Below are 16,717 nucleotides of genomic sequence, written 5' to 3'. Positions count from 1 at the left end.
TAGAGTTAGATCGCAATCTAATTCATCTGGAACACTCGTCAAGAAGAGAACTCAAAATGAAACGCAAACATGTCCTGGCTTTTGTGGGCGTGGCGGGAGCGGCGACAGCCGTCGTCGCTGTTTTCCTCGGTTTCGAGACAACCCAACGGAAAGCCGAAGCCGCAGACCCAAGGATAGTTGCACCATTGGTGAGGGTGGCAGAGGCGAAAAAGACCGGAGCGGCGGAACGATCGTTCACCGGTACGGTCGCGTCGCGTGTTCAAAGCAACCTCGGATTTCGTGTTTCCGGTAAAATCATACAGCGGATGGTCGATGTGGGCCAACAGGTGAAACAGGGCCAGCCCCTGATGCGGATCGACGAAACGGATCTTCAACTGGCCCTCACGGCCAAGCGCAATACGGTCGTCGCGGCGCGGGCTGTCCTGATCCAGGCACAAGCCGACGAGAAACGCTACGCGGCACTGGTGAAAAACGGGCTGGCCGCAACACCACAAAGATATGAACAGGCGAAAGCTGCACTCGACACAGCCACGGCGCAGCTTGCCGCGGCTGAAGCGGACGCCAAGGTTGCGGAAAACGGGACCGCATATACGGTTCTTCCTGCGGATTCGGATGGAACCGTCGTCCAGACCCTTGGAGATCCCGGACAAGTCGTGGCAGCGGGCCAGACGGTTGTCCAACTCGCCCAGGCCGGGCCGCGTGAAGCTGTCGTCTGGCTACCCGAGACATTACGGCCCGAAATCGGGTCCGAAGCGGAGGCCAGTGTTTATGGAGGCGATACTCTCAGCGGCAAAGCCCGTCTGCGTCAGATCTCCGATGCCGCCGATCCCCAGACCCGCACCTATGAGGCTCGCTACGTCCTGGACGGCACCGCCGCCACTGCTCCGCTGGGTTCGACGGTAACGATCAAAATCCAGGACATGGGCAAGCAATCCGAGGTCGCTATCCCTGTCGGTGCCATCCTGGACGACGGTAGCCGGACAGGTGTGTGGGTTGTCAACGGCACCCCATCCACGGTGACGTTCACCCCGGTCAAAGTTCAGCAGATCGGCGAGGAGACCGCATTTGTCACGGGTATTGGAATCGGAGAACAGGTTGTCGCCCTGGGCGCGCATCTTCTCGACAATGGCGCAGCCGTCAGAATTGCCTCGCAGCAAGAGGTGACAAAATAATGAGCTTCAATCTTTCGGCGATCGCCGTTCGCGAGCGTGCCATTACCTTATTCTTCATCGTTCTTCTGGCCGCCGCAGGGGCGTACGCCTTTATCAAATTGGGACGCGCCGAGGATCCCTCCTTCACCATCAAGACATTGACAGTCACCTCGGTTTGGCCAGGCGCCACCGCGCGTGAAATGCAGGATCTTGTCGCTGAGCCCCTTGAGAAGCGCATCCAGGAACTCACCTGGTACGACCGGGTCGAAACGACAACGCGGCCAGGCTATGCCTACCTCACGGTGACGCTCAAGGACAATACTCCAGCAAGCGCCGTCGAAGAAGAGTTCTATCAGGCGCGCAAGAAGCTTGGCGACGAGGCTCGAAACCTCCCGCCCGGCGTCATGGGTCCCTTTGTCAATGATGAATATTCGGATGTGAGCTTTGGCCTTTATGCGCTGAAGGCGAAGGGCATGCCGATGCGCGACCTCGTGCGGCAGGCGGAGGTCATCCGCCAGGATCTCCTGCATGTTCCCGGCGTCAAGAAAATCAACATCCTGGGAGAACGCCCCGAACAGATCTTCGTCGAGTTTTCCTATGCCAAGCTCGCGACACTGGGAATATCGGCAACCGATATCGCCGCAGCTTTGCAGAGACAGAATACCGTTACGCCGGCCGGTTCCATCGACACGCGTGGGCCACAGGTCTTCATCCGTTTCGACGGAGCCTATAACAGCGTGCAGGCGATTGCCGACACGCCGATCGTAGCGGCCGGACGGACGCTGAAACTCTCTGATTTAGCGGATGTGCGGCGCGGCTACGAGGATCCCGCAACCTACATCATCCGCCATGAGGGCGAACCTGCAATCATGCTGGGTGCTGTGATGCAGCCGGGCTGGAATGGCCTTGATCTCGGCAAGGCGCTTGAAGCACGATCTGCTGCGATCGCGCAGACACTGCCACTGGGCATGACACTTACCAAAGTCAGCGATCAGGCCGTCAACATCGAAGAGGCGGTCGGCGAGTTCATGCTCAAATTCGCCATGGCGCTTGGCGTCGTGTTGTTCGTGAGCCTGATCGCACTCGGCTGGCGCGTCGGCATAGTTGTCGCGCTCGCTGTGCCGCTGACGCTTGCCGTCGTCTTCCTCATCATGCTGGAAACCGGCCGGTTCTTCGACCGCATTACCCTCGGCGCGCTGATCCTTGCATTGGGACTTCTCGTCGACGACGCCATCATTGCCATCGAGGTGATGGTGGTGAAGATGGAAGAGGGCATGGACCGCATCAAGGCGGCTGCCTATGCCTGGAGTCACACGGCAGCGCCGATGCTGTCAGGCACCCTCGTGACGATCATCGGGCTGATGCCGGTTGGTTTCGCCAGATCGACCGCAGGTGAATATGCCGGCAACATCTTCTGGGTCGTGGGCTTTGCCCTGATCGTCTCCTGGATCGTCGCGGTGACGTTTACCCCTTACCTCGGGGTGAAAATGTTGCCTGACATTAAGCCAGTCGAGGGCGGTCATCATGCGATCTATGACACGCCAAACTATCGCCGCCTGCGCTCCCTCATCGAGTTCGCGGTTCGCCATAAATTCATGGTGTGCGCCGTGGTCGGTATCACCATGGCCGTTTCGGTCGTGGGGATGGGAAGCGTGAAACAGCAGTTCTTCCCGACATCGGATCGGCCTGAAGTGCTGGTCGAAGTTCGCATGCCCGAAGGCACGAGCATCGAAACAACAACAGCCGCAGTGGAGAAAGTCGAAGGCTGGCTGAAAACTCAGCCGGAAACAAAAATTGTCACCAGCTATGTAGGGCAGGGCGCTCCACGCTTTTTCTTCGCCATGGCGCCCGAATTGCCTGATCCCGCCTTTGCCAAGGTAGTTGTGCTCACCCCTGATGCGCATGCGCGCGAGGAGCTGAAGCATCGTCTTCGTGCGGCTATCTCGGAGGGGCTCGTTCCGGAGGCGTCCGTTCGTGTAACGCAGCTTGTATTCGGGCCTTACACGCCGTTCCCCGTCGAGTTTCGGATCATGGGACCGGATCAGGACGAACTGTACAAGATTTCCGAGCAAGCCCTCGCTATCATGAAAAGCGTGCCTGATGTCCGCCAGGCCAACCGGGATTGGGGCAACCGAGCCCCTGTGCTGCGGTTCGTTCCGGATCAGGACAGGCTCAATCAGATTGGTCTCTCGCCCTCTGAGGCAGCCCAGCAGATGCAGTTGCTGCTCAGCGGCATTCCGGTCACCCAGGTACGCGACAACATCCGAAACGTCCCCGTTGTCGCACGCAGTGCTGGTGAAAACCGACTTGATCCGTCAAGGCTGGGCGATTTCTCGCTGATGAGCAGGGATGGTCGTCAGGTGCCACTCGATCAGATCGGGCATTCCGAGATCCGGTTCGAGGAGCCGATCCTGAAACGTCGCGATCGAACACCGGTGATCACGATACGCTCTGATATCAACGAGGCGACGCAGCCCCCAGAGGTCTCACAGCAGGTCATGAAGGCGCTTCAGCCGCTGATCGCATCGCTTCCCGTCGGATACCGCATCGAGATGGGCGGCAATATCGAGGAGTCGCTCAAAGCCAATGTCGCACTCGTCCAGGTCTTCCCGCTTATGATTGCGGCCATGTTGATTGTCATCATCCTCCAGGTGCGAAGCCTGTCAACGATGACGATGGTCATGTTGACAGCGCCCCTCGGACTTGCAGGCGTGGTCCCGACATTGCTTTTGTTCCAGCAGCCCTTCGGCTTCAACGCCATTCTCGGGTTGATCGGACTGGCGGGTATCCTGATGCGCAACACGCTGATCCTGACGGAGCAGATCAAGGAGAACCAGGCCGCCGGCCTTGATGACTATCACGCGGTCATTGAAGCCACTGTGCAACGTACGCGTCCTGTCATCCTGACCGCGCTCGCCGCGATCCTGGCCTTCATACCTTTGACCCATTCGGTGTTCTGGGGATCGATGGCCTACACACTAATCGGCGGAACGGCGGCAGGCACCGTGATGATCTTGCTCTTCCTACCGGCACTGTACGCGGTGTGGTTCCGCATCAAGCCAGTGAAGCAAGACAGCCACGGTGAAACAACTGAAGGACGGGAACCACCGACGGCAATGGCCGCTGAGTAGGGCGCCTGGTGCGCAAGGCATCCCTCCGTTTTTTTCAGTGACCGCTTCCGTGCCATACGGCACACGTCAGACAAGCGGATCGCCGGCGAGAATCGGAGGCGCCTAGGAACACCCGTTGGTTGGAAACCTTGCGCTGGAGACGCTATGAGCCGCCGTAGTCCTACACCGATTGACGTCGACCTTTTGCGGGAGCGCATACTGGATGTGGCGGAAGAGCACTTTCGCCGCGTTGGCCATCAAAAGACGTCGGTGGCCGACATAGCGTCCTGTCTCGGAATGAGCAGCGGCAATATCTACCGTTTTTTCCCTTCAAGGGCGGCAATCAACAGGTCGATTTGTGGCCGCTTCTTCGCGGAAGCCGCTCAGTTTGCAGATGCGATCCCACGGATGCAGGCGCCGGCTCCCGAGAAGCTCGTAAATCTTTTGATTATCCTCCACCAGAAAAAGAAAAGGACGTTCATCCAAGAGAAGCCGGTCCATGATCTGATCGTCGCCGCGATGGAGGAGAACTGGGCGATTATCAAAGCCCATAGTGACGAGATAATAGCGATCGTCGAGACGATCATAAGGGAAGGGATCGAAGCAGGCGAGTTTACTATTGAAGATGCAGCGCAAGCCGCCCGAAGTGTGATGACCGCCTTCATACCATTTTACCACCCCATTCTCGTTGAGCAGTGGGTGCGAAACGGCGAAGATACGGAGGCGGGTCTGCATGACCAGATCCGCTTTATTCTGAAAGCTCTCGGCGGGTCCGGCTAGCTCTGTCCGCCATCCTGTCACGCCACACCGGGTGTACGAGTCGAGGTCCAGAGCGCCTGAACGATCTGGATCGACTCATGGAGCCGCTGGTACTTTTCACCACGGGACGGCAGCTCGCGACCGTAATTGGCCGCGATCGCGGGATCGCTGGTCGGGATCGCATTCCATCCCGCCCGGCCATGACTCATCAGGTCGAGAGCCTTGAACTGTCGCGCCAGATTATAGGGCTCGTTGAATGTCGTCGAACCGGTTGCGACCAATCCGATCCGTTCGGTGCCGCGCGACGGCCGCGAGCGTCATCATCGGATCTATGTTGATCATCGGGGCTTCAGTCTCGACATTGCCCGTCAGCACGGGAAAGTCCGGCATGAACAGGAACTGAAACTTGCCCCGTTCCGCTGCCTGGGCTTATTGAACCTGATTGTCGAAATTGATGTAATTCGTCGGATCGCCTCCAGCCATGCGCCCGGCTGGGAGCCATAGCCGTTTCCGAAATGCATTCCGATAATCATCTTTCGCGACATTATTGATTCCATGTCCATGCGCTGCAAGGCTTGTTGGCCACACGCGTCATCAAGTCTCCACCTGAGACCGTATCAATGGTTGCTGAGAGGTGATCCAAAGCGTAGTCGAGGCGCACTTTGGATCAGGTTCAGGTCTGGTCCCGACCTTACTGTCGGCTCTGACCTCACAACTGATCGGCATGGTCTGCCGAAAAGCGGATTAGAGCGACGGACACAGAAGGTTGCGATCTACATGAACAGCGCCCTGTTCAAACGAACGAGATAATCCGCAGTGGGATTGCTCTTCGTATCGCCAAGCTTCTCCTGAACCGCAGCGACGGACAGGTCTCGCCGCTTTGGCAATCTAGATCTTTCCGCGGTGGCGAGTGCATCGGGCACCTCAATTCTAGTGAGATCCGTGCAGTATACGGGCGAGCCCGGTTGTTGGCGCCATGATTCCGAAAGTGTCCCAGCATCGACCGCGTCGAACCCTGTATCGCCAACAAGCGCCATGGCGACATATCGATCACGTTCATTATCCGCGGCAACTGGAATGGCGATCCGATCCGGGTGGCCGGCGGGTTTTCCCAGTCGGGCGAAAGAGTCCGAACCGATAGCGTTCCAAGCCTTTGCGACCGGTCGGCCGAGTTGTCTGGATACCCAGACACTCTCGACCTCGCCGGCTTCGATATCGGCGATCTCGGTGTCACGCATTGGGTAGTAGTTGGACGTATCGATCACCACCGTGTCTTCCGGAAGTCCAGCTAGTCGAGGTGCAATCTCGGGCAACTGATTGAGAGGGATCGACAGGATCAGGATATATGCGTCCTCGACTGCCTGCTCGACGGTGACAGCCTGCCCGCCTGACGCAAACACCTCCGGATCGATTGTGTCGGGACTGCGAGAATTTGCCGCCTTCACATCATACCCGGCCTTGCTCAGTTCCCGGACCAGCGTTTTTCCGATATGGCCGACGCCGATTATACCAACTTGCATGATGTCTCTTGTATCTCTCACGCGGTTACGGCGCGGTTGCGGGCGACAATTTCGTCGTGGGTCAGGCTAGCGCCTCTCTCCATGAATCCCTTGATCAAGGTTTCGCGGTTGTCGGCCGAGCGGGTCTGGTCTGCTTTTTCGAGCGCCGCCCTCAGCTCATCAGTCGTCAGTTCCGTACAATAGGCAGGGGTGCCGGGCTGCTGTCGCCATGAGGTTTCAAGGCTCCCGGCATCGAGGCCATCGAAGCCCGTCGCCTCTACCAGTTCGATGACGCGTGACTTCTCTTCGAGGTCATCACCCGCTACCGGAAGGGCGATGCGGCCGGGTTGCGACTTCTCTACGCCCTTTTCCGCAAGGGTCGCGGCAAGCACCGCGTTCCAGGCTTTGATGATGGGTCGATTGATCTGCTCAATGACCCAGACCGCTTCCGGTTTGCCATCATCGACGTCGCTGATCGCTCCGTCACGGAACGGGTAGTAGTTGGAAGTGTCTACGACGATGACGTTGTCGGGAACATCTTCAAACAACCCCGCAAGGTCGCGATGGGCTGAAAACGGAATGGAGAGGATCACAGTATCAACTCCTGTCACGGCATCTTCCTTGGTCGTAGCCGTCGCACCAACTTCAGCGGCGAGCTCGCGGATCGATTCCGGGCTCTTGGAATTGGCGAGCTTGATTTCGTGACCTGCGGCTCCGAGCTTGCGTGCGAGTATCGCGCCGATGTTCCCTGCGCCGATAATTCCGATCTTCATATCATTTCCTTGCGGTGAGCATCGAATTCACACGCACTCCGACGGAGACGTGACTTTTTGTACTCCGAAGAATAGGTATAGCTATCTGATACGGCAAGAACCGACTAATAAGTGGGTAACCCACCTTGAGGTAAGTATGGCAATTGAACGAGACTGGCGCTGTGATGACCCCAAGCAGCAAATGATATGGGCAGCGGCAACCCGGGATGCTCTGCAGGTCCTTGAAGGGAAGTGGAAGATCGTCATCATCTGCCAGCTTTTCGCTGCAAAGGGCCCGCTTCGATTTTCGGAACTCGAGAAGCGCGTCGAGGGCGTGAACCAGAAGATGCTGATTCAGCAACTCAAGGAGTTGGAGAAGGACGGTATTGTGACGAGAACCGTCTATCCCCAGGTTCCGCCAAGGGTCGAATATGCACTCAGTGAGATGGGGATCGCCCTAGGCCCATCGATGGCGGAACTCATCGACTGGGCTTTCATGCGACGTGACATGCGTCAGTCATCGCCTGGGCTGAACGCAGATATATCGCGAGGCTGACAGGCGCTTCCGTTGTAAGGCGTATTGTGGCACGGATCCCTCCAGCATCTCCCAAGTGCTACAACAGCGTTCAGGGATTTCGGCGGGCACTTCTCAGCAGGCATTCATGAAGTGTGAGTTGGAGCGGGCGAAAGCTCTTCGCCCGCTTCGTTGATCTTACTCGGCGAGTTCGCGCATAACTCGGATGAGGTCGGACTTGCCCTCGAAGCCGATGCCCGGCAGCTCCGGCATGGTGATGTGTCCGTCGATGACCTTCACGCCATCCGGGAAACCGCCATAGGGCTGGAACAGGTCCGGGTAGCTTTCATTGCCGCCAAGACCGAGCCCTGCCGCAATGTTGAGGGACATCTGGTGTCCGCCGTGCGGAATGCAGCGAGAAGGCGACCAGCCAAACTGGTGCAGGACATCGAGAGTGCGCAGGTATTCGACAAGCCCGTAGGATAAGGCGCAGTCGAACTGCAGATAGTCCCGGTCGGCTCGCATGCCGCCATAACGCAGTAGGTTGCGGGCATCCTGGTGGGAAAACAGGTTCTCGCCGGTTGCCATCGGGGCGTCGTAAAACTCGGAAATCGCCGCCTGCAGGGCGTAGTCGAGCGGATCGCCGATTTCCTCGTACCAGAAGAGCGGATAGTCGCGCAGCATCTTGGCATAGGCGATGCCGGTCTCAAGATCGAAGCGACCGTTGGCATCCACCGCCAGCCGGGCCTGCGAACCGATCTCTTCGAGGACCGATTCGATACGACCGCGATCCTCGTCGATTGACGCCCCGCCGATCTTCATTTTCACGACATTGTAGCCACGGTCGAGATAGCTGCGCATCTCCTTGCGAAGCGCACTGTTGTCCTTACCCGGATAGTAGTAGCCGCCGGCTGCATAGACGAAGACCTTCGGATTGGCCTCACGTCCCTTCATGTCGGCCAGCATGCGAAAGAGCGGCTTGCCCTCGATCTTGGCAACCGCATCCCAGATCGCCATGTCGAGGGTGCCGACGGCAACCGACCGCTCGCCATGCCCGCCGGGTTTCTCGTTCATCATCATCGTCGCCCAGATTTTGTGCGGGTCGAGATTGGTGCCGGCGTCATTCATCAGGCTCTCCGGGGAGGCCTCGAGGATACGGTCCTTGAAGCGCTCGCGGATCAAGCCACCCTGGCCGTAGCGGCCGTTCGAGTTGAAGCCGTAGCCGACAACACGGCGGCCGTCCTGGACGACGTCGGTGACGACGGCAACCAGGCTGGCCGTCATTTTGCTGAAGTCGATATAGGCATTACGGATAGGCGAAGCGATTGGCTTCGTAACTTCGCAAACATCAACGATACGCATTGCATTCTCCATTCGGTACTTGTTCGATTTGTTTGTGATCAGGACGCCAGTTCGGCGGGTGATGCGGTGATGTTTCGGGGACGCTCGCCGCGCTGTTCGGCAATCACAGCCTTGACGGTGTCCTGGTCGAGGGCGCCCTCCCATTTGGCGATGGCGATGGTGGCGACGCCGTTGCCGATCAGGTTTACGACAGCGCGGGCCTCGTTCATGAAGCGGTCGACGCCAAGCAGAAGGACGAGACCGGCGACCGGGATGGCATGGAAGCTGGAGAGAGTTGCCGCGAGGGTGACGAAACCCGCGCCTGCGACGCCTGCCGACCCCTTCGAGGTCAGCAGCAGAACGCCCAGGATGACAAGCTGGCCTTCGATCCCGAGCGGCGTGTTGGTCGCCTGGGCGACGAAGACGGCGGCCATCGTCAGGTAGATGCAGGTGCCGTCGGCGTTGAATGTGTATCCGGTCGGTAGCACCAGTCCGACGACGGATTTCTTGCAGCCGAGCCTCTCCAGCTTCGCCATCATGCGCGGCAGTACGGCTTCCGACGAACAGGTCGCAAGAACGATCAGGATTTCGTCCTTGAAGTACCGGAAGAAATGCAGCAACGGAAAACCCGACCAACGGGCGATCGATCCGAGGACAACGATCACGAACAAGGCTGACGTCAGGTAGACGCCCAACATCAGGTGCCCGAGAGCCCAGAGCGAGCCGACGCCATATTTTCCGATCGTATAGGCCACGCCCGCGCCGGCGCCGATCGGTGCCAGGCGCATGATCATGCCGACGATCCGGAACAGAGCCTGGAGCAGAGAATCGAAGACGTCGATGACGGGCTTGGCTTTCTCGCCGAGCTGTACAAGTGCGCAGCCCATCAGCACTGCGATCAGGATGACCTGAAGCATCGCGCCCTTGGCAAATGCATCGACCATCGTCGTTGGGATCACGTTCATGAAGAATTCGATGACGCCGCCCTGTTGCTGGGCGGTCTGCTGGTAGGTTGAGATCGTACTGGCGTCGATCTTGCTAGCGTCGATGTTCATGCCGACGCCGGGCTGCATGATGTTGACGACGATCAGCCCGATGACGAGGGCGATCGTCGAAACGACCTCGAAGTAAATCAGAGACCGTGCACCGATCTTTCCGACCTCCTTGATGTCACCCATCTTGGCGATGCCGAGGACAACGGTGCCGAAGATGACCGGCGCAAGCAGCATCTTGATGAGCTTGATGAAGCCATCGGCGAACGGCTGCAATTTCGTGGCGAAGTCGGGAATGAAAAGGCCAACGATGATACCGACCCCGATGCCGATCAACACCTGTATGTAAAGCTGACTCAACAGGCGTCTAGCCATTGGTCTCTCCTCCCTGTTTAAATGCGTTCCTCCGCACAGGGGCATGTCATAGGGATGAGGGAGGCTCCTCGTCCAATGCCGATACGGGTTCTATTGGTGCCGTTTTGGCATAGTGAAAACAGAACATTGCTCTCTGGCGCCAGCATTCATCTTGATTTCGTGGGGGAACTGGATTTATCTCGGTGCGGTGGCGGCATGGCTTACTGAGGTATGATAGGATGGAGACTGTTTGGCTGGCCGATCTTCAGGCCCTGGCCGAAACGCTGAATTTTTCCCGTGCGGCCGAAAATCGCAACGTCACGCAGCCAGCATTCGGCCGTCGTATCCGAGCTTTGGAAGAATGGTGTGGGTTGGAATTGATAGATCGATCCACGCATCGCCTGAAACTGACGGCAGCGGGGGAAGTCGTGCTGGATGCGGCCAACGATGTTGCCAACCGGCTTGAACGGGTGAGACAAGACCTGGATCGTACACGGGCGGATTCTTCGACAGTGACCTTCGCCGCGACCCACGCGCTGTCATTCGTGTTCTTCCCGGGCTGGATACAAGGCCTTGGTCATGTCACCTCGACTATGCCTATTCGACTGTTGTCCGACAACATGAACGAATGCGAGAAGATCATGCTGGAGGGGCGTGCCCAGTTTCTCCTGTGCCATTACCACGAGAACAGCAAAATTCGTCTGGATGCGGCGGACTTCAAACATGTCGAGCTGTCGACCGACCGACTAATTCCTGTCAGCGGCAGGGATGAGAAAGGTGGTGCGCTTCATCATCTGCCGGGTACGCAGGAGGCTCCGGTTGCCGAGATTGCGTTCGAAGAGAAGTCCGGCATGGGGCGCATCCTTGCCTCGAACCTTTCGTCCAGACTCAGCGAGCTTCATCTCAACACCGTCTTTACGTCCCATCTTGCGATGGTGCTAAAAGCCTTGGCGGCCGATGGGAAGGGAGTGGCCTGGATACCCGAAAGCCTTGCTGCGGATGAACTGGGGCCAAAAGGCCGGCTGACGAAGGCTGCGTCGGATGAATGGGCCGTTAGCGTGAAGATCGTTCTTATCCGCCCCCGAAAGCGGATGACCGCTATTGCGGAGGCGTTTTGGGAACTGGTTTAGAAATAAGCTGATCGTGATGCTGGTCACGAGCATTACTGTCATCGGTCGATGAAAATGGACGATGGGCGCGAACGCGTCTGCCCCGAAGTCTAATTCCGTTATTCTTGATCCTCATGCAGGCGCCGCGTCGAGCGCCCGGTTGGAATCGATACCATGGACGAACTAGGTCAGAGCTGCGTCCGTGGCGGGACCGTCTACCCCAACGCCTCACGAACTTCAGGTTTCAGACGACGAGATCAACGCATCCTCGAGCAACACTCTGGCTGCATCGCGGATTGTCTTAACAAGTCCAGGATCGGGCGTCGATTGTGCCATCACAATCGAGCCTTGGATGAGCGACAGGATCTGGATCACGGCTTTTTCGGGGTCGCTCAATGCCAGGGGCTCGATGAGTGAGGCAACAAATTCATGTAAGCCCTTAAAATAGAAGGCGATGGTCGCCTGTACGTCAGGGGAGTTAGCCTCCGGTCCGAATTCGGCCAGCCCTTTCACGAACGGACAGCCGCGGAAAGAAGGCGAACGGAGAGGTTCCTCCAAAGCGTCAAAAATAGCGAGGACGCGCTCCAGCGGCGATAGCCCAGCTCTTTCAGTCGAGGTTGCAAGCATCTGAAACCAGATGTCACTTTTGTAACGCAAATAGGTGGCGATCAGGTTGGCCTTCGATGGAAAGTGTTTGTAGAATGTCATCTTCGCCACGCCGCTTTCGGCAATGATGCGGTCGATCCCGACAGAGTGGATGCTGAACCGGTAAAACAGGTCCGACGCCGTCTTTAATATACGTTCTCGCGGGGCGAGGGCGTTAAGCGGTTGTCCCTCCACATCCACAATTTCAAGCACGCTGCGCGTTTGCATTTTCCAAACCTCAGATTTTTCGTTCGCATATAGACAGACTATTCTGTAAATTTGGGGATTGCAAATACATACAGGTCTGTCTATTGATGATCGCACTCAATGGATTTCAAAGAAAGGTCTTGAAATGAGCGGAAAAATCGTTGTTTTGACCGGCGCGAGCAGTGGTTTTGGGAAACTCACGGTATTGGAACTCGCAAGGCGGGGTCATACGGTGGTTGCGACCATGCGAGACGTCGAAGGAAGAAATGCCGGGGTCCGGAGCGAGCTCCTCGAAGCGGCAAAAGCCGAAGGACATGTGCTGCAAGTCCTTGAAATGGACGTTGCCGACGAGGCGTCGGTCAATTCCGCGATCGATCAGGTTGTCAAGCAGCACGGAAAGATCGATGCCCTGGTCAACAATGCCGGACTGATGCCCGTCGGGGTCACGGAAGCCTACACGTTGGCAGACGTCGAACGGCTCTTTTCGGTCAATTTCTTCGGCGCCGTGCGGGCGGACCGCGCCGTTCTGCCGCATATGCGTACCGCCGGCAGCGGACTCCTCGTTCATGTGACATCCCTGATGGGGCGGGTGGTCTTTCCATTCTTCGGCACTTATTCCGCGAGCAAGTTCGCGCTTGAGGCGCTTGCCGAAGCCTATCGGTATGAACTGAAGGGCTTTGGAATCGACTCCGTCATCGTCGAGCCGGGGCCATTCCCGAGCAACCTCATCTCGTCGAGCCCGGAGCCATCTGACCAGGCCGTGCTTGCATCTTACGGCGAGGTTGCGGCGATACCGGGTCAGATCAAGGCCCACGCCAACGACGGACACGACGAGGCTAATCCGCCGCGGCCCCAACGCGTGGCCGATGCCATCGTGCAACTGGTCGAGGCCACGGAGCGGCGTCCATTGCGGACGGTCGTCATGCCTGAAGGCATGGACTTGGGTGTCCAGCGACTGAACGAGGCCGCAAGTCCAATTCAGAACGACATGCTGACCTCGTTCGGCATGTCGAGCATGCTCTGACAGGAACAGGACGATGAGCACACTCTACAGTACCAAGGTCACCGCGATCGGGCAGAGCGTGCTGATGTCGGTCGCCGCCATGGATGGGCGCGGTCGCTGGTAGTCTCGGCGCCCAAACGTTATCAATCGGATTGGTGCGCAGGCGAGCCTTTTTATCTCGCTGGCGATCTGGGGCCTCACCTATGCAGCCATCGGCCTGAATTCGAGCCCCGTGGTCGTCGGCGCGGCGATGTTCTCGCTGATGGCGGGCTCGATGCTCTGGAACATAATCACCGTTTCATGGCGCCAACGGCGCATCCCGGCGGAGTTGTTGGGCCGAGTGAACAGCATCTATCGCTTCTTCGGCTGGGGCTCCATGTCTCTTGGAGCCATTGCCGGAGGCATCGTCGTCTCGCTCGTTGAAAATGAGGTGGCCGAGAGGCGGCACTGCGCGCGCCCTTCCTGTTAGCGGCGGCTGGCATTGGGGCTTTGCTGGTCTATGTCCTTTTCAAGCTGCGGCCGCGGTAGGCACCAGATTCCAGGTAAGATCAGTACCAATCGTCCTGGTCGCACGGCCGAATTGGCTCGGCGCCTCGTAGGTTGGGTGCCTCATCCCCCGCAGGAGGAAACTGCTGTGACGAGTGCGATCGGGGTAGCCGTTCAAGTGCATAACTAACGAATTGAAATTGTTGACAAGCGATTCTCATTTTTAACCGCAAAGCGACACCCCACCTACTATCTGCACGAGTGTGGGCGAAAATCCGCTTTTTAGAATGCCCTGCGATCAAAATCGCAATAATGGATGAAGAACCGTTGCTCCGATTAATAATTGGCCATCGGTCATTGCTTTGGTGTCCGTCAAAGTTTAACGGATTGATGTCGAGAAACTTTGCAACCTGTGCGATATGTCTTTCCCAGCTGGAGATAAAGACATGCGTTGCAGGCAAGCCCTATTCACAACTGTTGCTCTTCTTTTGCTCGTTGAGACCGGACACTCGCGGGAGCCTTCTTCTTTGAAGCAGCCGGCCGATATTCTGGTGCCGCGGATGGTCGATTCCCGGGAAAATTATATTGCCACTATCATGCTGCCTCTGCGCACGAATGCGCAGGATCGCAAGACCCTTACGCAAGACGATATCGATCGCAGGGTAGGGCGCGATAGGGCGCTGCGTAAATCGATGCTGATGGGCGTGTTCTTTAACACGGATGTGAACGGCGATAACGTTCTAGACGCCAATGAACTGGCGCGCATGCAGATCAATTCCGAGCTCCGCAATCGCAGCTGGACGACGGCAGACATGGATGGCGACGGCAAGGTCACCGTGGCCGAGGCATTGGCTTTTACGGCTCAAGCAGTAGAGAAGTCGACGAATGTGCCTGACCACGGCCAGTTGGAACGACTATTTGCCCTTGATCCCAACCACGATGGCAAGCTTGCCGCCGACGAGCTTGAAGCAATGGCGACTGCGGCGTTCGCTTACTACGACAAAGATGGAGACGGCATTCTCTCACCAGACGAAAAGGTCGCCCTTAACCGCGACTACACGATGATCCAGAAGACGGAAAGCCTTCGTCAGCGGGTGGCGCGCTGTGCATTCCCGAAAACCGATCCGCGGCAAAAAGTATATGTGATCGCAGCGTACGAAGGAGGCACGTTGTCGAATACGACGGTCGCGAGCCAGGACGAAGAGACAGAAACTGCCACGATCGATATAGCTGACGGAAGCGATCCGCTGTATCTGGCGGTCTCCTCTTACACGCCGATGATCTGGCGTATCACTGGCCACGTCGAGCGCGTTGCAAGCTTCTTTGGTTCCGCCCGTGGAGGCATCGGCGTCCTTGGTCTTCCCAAAGAGAAGGTTGTGCTGACGGGCGACCAGGAATGCATCAACCGACTCGAGAAGAACAACGTAAGCTCTCAGGCCTATCTCGGCATGCTCGCTTCGGTTCTGGGCCATCCGATAGACGGCATTCTCTTCCGATATACGGCATTCGATATCAATTTGCCGTCCGACGCCGAAAGGATCGACGAAGACTGGCAGGCGGGCAAGAAGACGAATGTGGATTTCACCCTGAACGGCTTGCCCGCACGGGAGGGCGTAGAAGCCTTCCCGAAGACGCTTTCTTTGCTGAGGCGGTTTAGCCCCGGTGGTATCGCCAACATCGATCCGAAACAGGTGGTCGCGTCGGGAGCCGCGGAACGGTACCAGGTCCTTCCTCAAGAGGCCGGGCTCCTGCAATTGTTGCAAGACGGATCGCTGGAGGAGAGTGGAAAGGGTTATCTCGCCCGCAAGCCGTTTGCCAGGTATCCGGCTGGGATGGCCGGAGCACATTCGGTTGCCTTTGTCTTTCCTGAAGGGATGCAGCTTCCGGCTGGGAGCCGAGGCCATTCGCGCGTACAGGTCTTGCTTGGCGACAACGGGCCGAAGCCTTAGCGCGAAGCGATATTTGTCCGTACACGGTATCGCTCAACCAAAACCGCTGGGCCAGGTAGAAAGGGAACGAGAGCACCCGCTAATCTATCCGGATCGTGTCCGCACGATTTGCATCTCAAAGACCCCAATTGGGAGTTTGCTATATGCGTGTTTGTCCAGGCGACGTCGCTCAAACGGCATGCTGACTAGACGTTAAAAAGCTTGGTGGGTGGTATCAGGTTATTTTTCGACTCGATGGCCGAGCGCTTATCGAGAGAGTATGAGTGTGGCCACTTTTACAGCCTGGCTATCAAGCTCAGGAGTTGCTGCGTGTAGGGGTATTGCGGGTTCTGAAAGAGGTCGTGTGCCGAAGACGTTTCGTAAAGTTGTCCGTTAACGTGGCGATACCTTGCGATGTCACGATCGCAGCGAACAAGGCGGCTCCAGCCGCGTCCGCCACTTGCTAACCGGTCCACTTTATATATGAACCAGAGCCAATTTTGTAAGGAATTCAATACCTCTGACATCAGATTTGCTTAGCATGAGCTTACTGGATTGCGCCCATAAGAAATACAATCATAAAACGAAATCTATGAATTGTAGAAACTAAAAGTTGACAAATTGAATGGGCATGCCCATATAAACCCCATCGATGTTTTCTTGCTGAGCTATGGTTACCGCGCGTTTAGCACCGTGCCCTTAACGGACTCTCCCTTCAAAAAATCGCTATCATCATCCGCAACGCTTTCGCGTGGCGGTCATCAATATTGCTATGAAAGGGTTCATTATGACCACTGGCACAGTTAAATGGTTCAATTCTACAAAAGGCTTTGGCTTCATTCAGCCTGACGACGGCAGCGTTGACGC

At 57.3% G+C, this 16,717-nt stretch carries 16 protein-coding genes; 9 read left to right on the top strand and 7 right to left on the bottom strand.

What is annotated here, in order from left to right; all coding sequences use genetic code 11:
• Nucleotides 1-56: 56 nt before the first annotated feature.
• The 3 genes from EX00_RS12020 (at nucleotide 57) to EX00_RS12010 (ending at nucleotide 5,041) form a co-directional block, all read left to right on the top strand.
• Nucleotides 57-1,172, top strand: a complete 1,116-nt coding sequence (locus EX00_RS12020) for an efflux RND transporter periplasmic adaptor subunit (RefSeq protein ID WP_047457775.1) — start codon at nucleotides 57-59, stop codon at nucleotides 1,170-1,172.
• Nucleotides 1,172-4,282 carry an efflux RND transporter permease subunit gene (locus EX00_RS12015; protein WP_047457773.1) on the top strand — a complete coding sequence of 1,037 codons (3,111 nt, stop codon included), beginning with the start codon at nucleotides 1,172-1,174 and terminating at the stop codon, nucleotides 4,280-4,282. The genes EX00_RS12020 and EX00_RS12015 overlap by 1 nt, the downstream gene beginning before the upstream one ends.
• A 144-nt stretch (nucleotides 4,283-4,426) precedes the next feature.
• Complete coding sequence (locus EX00_RS12010) at nucleotides 4,427-5,041, top strand: TetR/AcrR family transcriptional regulator (protein ID WP_047457772.1); 615 nt, start codon at nucleotides 4,427-4,429, stop codon at nucleotides 5,039-5,041.
• A gap of 17 nt (nucleotides 5,042-5,058) precedes the next feature.
• Here the strand turns inward: EX00_RS12010 and EX00_RS31715 are convergent, their stop codons facing one another.
• Nucleotides 5,059-5,301, bottom strand: a complete 243-nt coding sequence (locus EX00_RS31715) for an LLM class flavin-dependent oxidoreductase (RefSeq protein ID WP_202903708.1) — start codon at nucleotides 5,299-5,301, stop codon at nucleotides 5,059-5,061.
• Between EX00_RS31715 and EX00_RS31710 the strand changes: the two genes are divergently transcribed.
• Nucleotides 5,273-5,524, top strand: a complete 252-nt coding sequence (locus EX00_RS31710; protein WP_052210721.1) for a hypothetical protein — start codon at nucleotides 5,273-5,275, stop codon at nucleotides 5,522-5,524. The genes EX00_RS31715 and EX00_RS31710 overlap by 29 nt on opposite strands.
• 269 nt (nucleotides 5,525-5,793) lie before the next feature.
• Here the strand turns inward: EX00_RS31710 and EX00_RS12000 are convergent, their stop codons facing one another.
• Both EX00_RS12000 and EX00_RS11995 read right to left on the bottom strand, forming a co-directional pair.
• Nucleotides 5,794-6,561 carry an NADPH-dependent F420 reductase gene (locus EX00_RS12000; RefSeq protein WP_404944015.1) on the bottom strand — a complete coding sequence of 256 codons (768 nt, stop codon included), beginning with the start codon at nucleotides 6,559-6,561 and terminating at the stop codon, nucleotides 5,794-5,796.
• A complete protein-coding gene (locus EX00_RS11995; protein ID WP_047457769.1) occupies nucleotides 6,558-7,292 on the bottom strand; it encodes an NADPH-dependent F420 reductase in 735 nt (244 codons plus the stop codon). The genes EX00_RS12000 and EX00_RS11995 overlap by 4 nt, the downstream gene beginning before the upstream one ends.
• A gap of 136 nt (nucleotides 7,293-7,428) precedes the next feature.
• Here EX00_RS11995 and EX00_RS11990 point away from each other — a divergent pair, with 136 nt between their 5' ends.
• On the top strand, nucleotides 7,429-7,827 hold the full coding sequence (locus EX00_RS11990; RefSeq protein ID WP_047457767.1) for a winged helix-turn-helix transcriptional regulator: 399 nt from the start codon (nucleotides 7,429-7,431) through the stop codon (nucleotides 7,825-7,827).
• 156 nt (nucleotides 7,828-7,983) lie between these two features.
• On the opposite strand, the gene EX00_RS11985 is transcribed toward EX00_RS11990, so the two are convergent.
• Nucleotides 7,984-9,147 (bottom strand): mandelate racemase/muconate lactonizing enzyme family protein, encoded by a 1,164-nt coding sequence (locus EX00_RS11985; protein WP_047457765.1) that lies wholly within the window; start codon nucleotides 9,145-9,147, stop codon nucleotides 7,984-7,986.
• Nucleotides 9,148-9,185: 38 nt separating this feature from the next.
• Nucleotides 9,186-10,493: a C4-dicarboxylate transporter DctA gene (gene dctA, locus EX00_RS11980; RefSeq protein WP_047457763.1), complete on the bottom strand. Its 1,308-nt coding sequence runs from the start codon at nucleotides 10,491-10,493 to the stop codon at nucleotides 9,186-9,188.
• A gap of 218 nt (nucleotides 10,494-10,711) precedes the next feature.
• Here dctA and EX00_RS11975 point away from each other — a divergent pair, with 218 nt between their 5' ends.
• A complete protein-coding gene (locus EX00_RS11975) occupies nucleotides 10,712-11,602 on the top strand; it encodes a LysR family transcriptional regulator (RefSeq protein WP_047457761.1) in 891 nt (296 codons plus the stop codon).
• Nucleotides 11,603-11,818: 216 nt separating this feature from the next.
• Here EX00_RS11975 and EX00_RS11970 read toward each other — a convergent pair whose 3' ends face one another.
• Complete coding sequence (locus EX00_RS11970; protein ID WP_047457760.1) at nucleotides 11,819-12,454, bottom strand: TetR/AcrR family transcriptional regulator; 636 nt, start codon at nucleotides 12,452-12,454, stop codon at nucleotides 11,819-11,821.
• A 124-nt stretch (nucleotides 12,455-12,578) separates the two neighbouring features.
• Here EX00_RS11970 and EX00_RS11965 point away from each other — a divergent pair, with 124 nt between their 5' ends.
• Nucleotides 12,579-13,457 carry an SDR family oxidoreductase gene (locus EX00_RS11965; protein ID WP_047457759.1) on the top strand — a complete coding sequence of 293 codons (879 nt, stop codon included), beginning with the start codon at nucleotides 12,579-12,581 and terminating at the stop codon, nucleotides 13,455-13,457.
• A 180-nt stretch (nucleotides 13,458-13,637) separates the two neighbouring features.
• On the opposite strand, the gene EX00_RS31435 is transcribed toward EX00_RS11965, so the two are convergent.
• Nucleotides 13,638-13,787, bottom strand: coding sequence for a hypothetical protein (locus EX00_RS31435; RefSeq protein WP_155294049.1), 150 nt, complete (start codon nucleotides 13,785-13,787; stop codon nucleotides 13,638-13,640).
• A 662-nt stretch (nucleotides 13,788-14,449) separates the two neighbouring features.
• Here EX00_RS31435 and EX00_RS30785 point away from each other — a divergent pair.
• Both EX00_RS30785 and EX00_RS11955 read left to right on the top strand, forming a co-directional pair.
• Nucleotides 14,450-15,871, top strand: a complete 1,422-nt coding sequence (locus EX00_RS30785) for an EF-hand domain-containing protein (RefSeq protein WP_052210720.1) — start codon at nucleotides 14,450-14,452, stop codon at nucleotides 15,869-15,871.
• Nucleotides 15,872-16,622: 751 nt separating this feature from the next.
• On the top strand, nucleotides 16,623-16,717 hold a 95-nt coding region (locus tag EX00_RS11955), incomplete at its 3' end, for a cold-shock protein (RefSeq protein ID WP_162184547.1).

The sequence above is a fragment of the Martinezella rhizogenes genome (genome assembly GCF_000799715.1).
GTDB classification, from domain to species: domain Bacteria; phylum Pseudomonadota; class Alphaproteobacteria; order Rhizobiales; family Rhizobiaceae; genus Rhizobium; species Rhizobium rhizogenes_C.
Note: the sequence above shows the minus strand (reverse complement) of the source record. Positions and strands in the feature narration are given on the sequence as shown.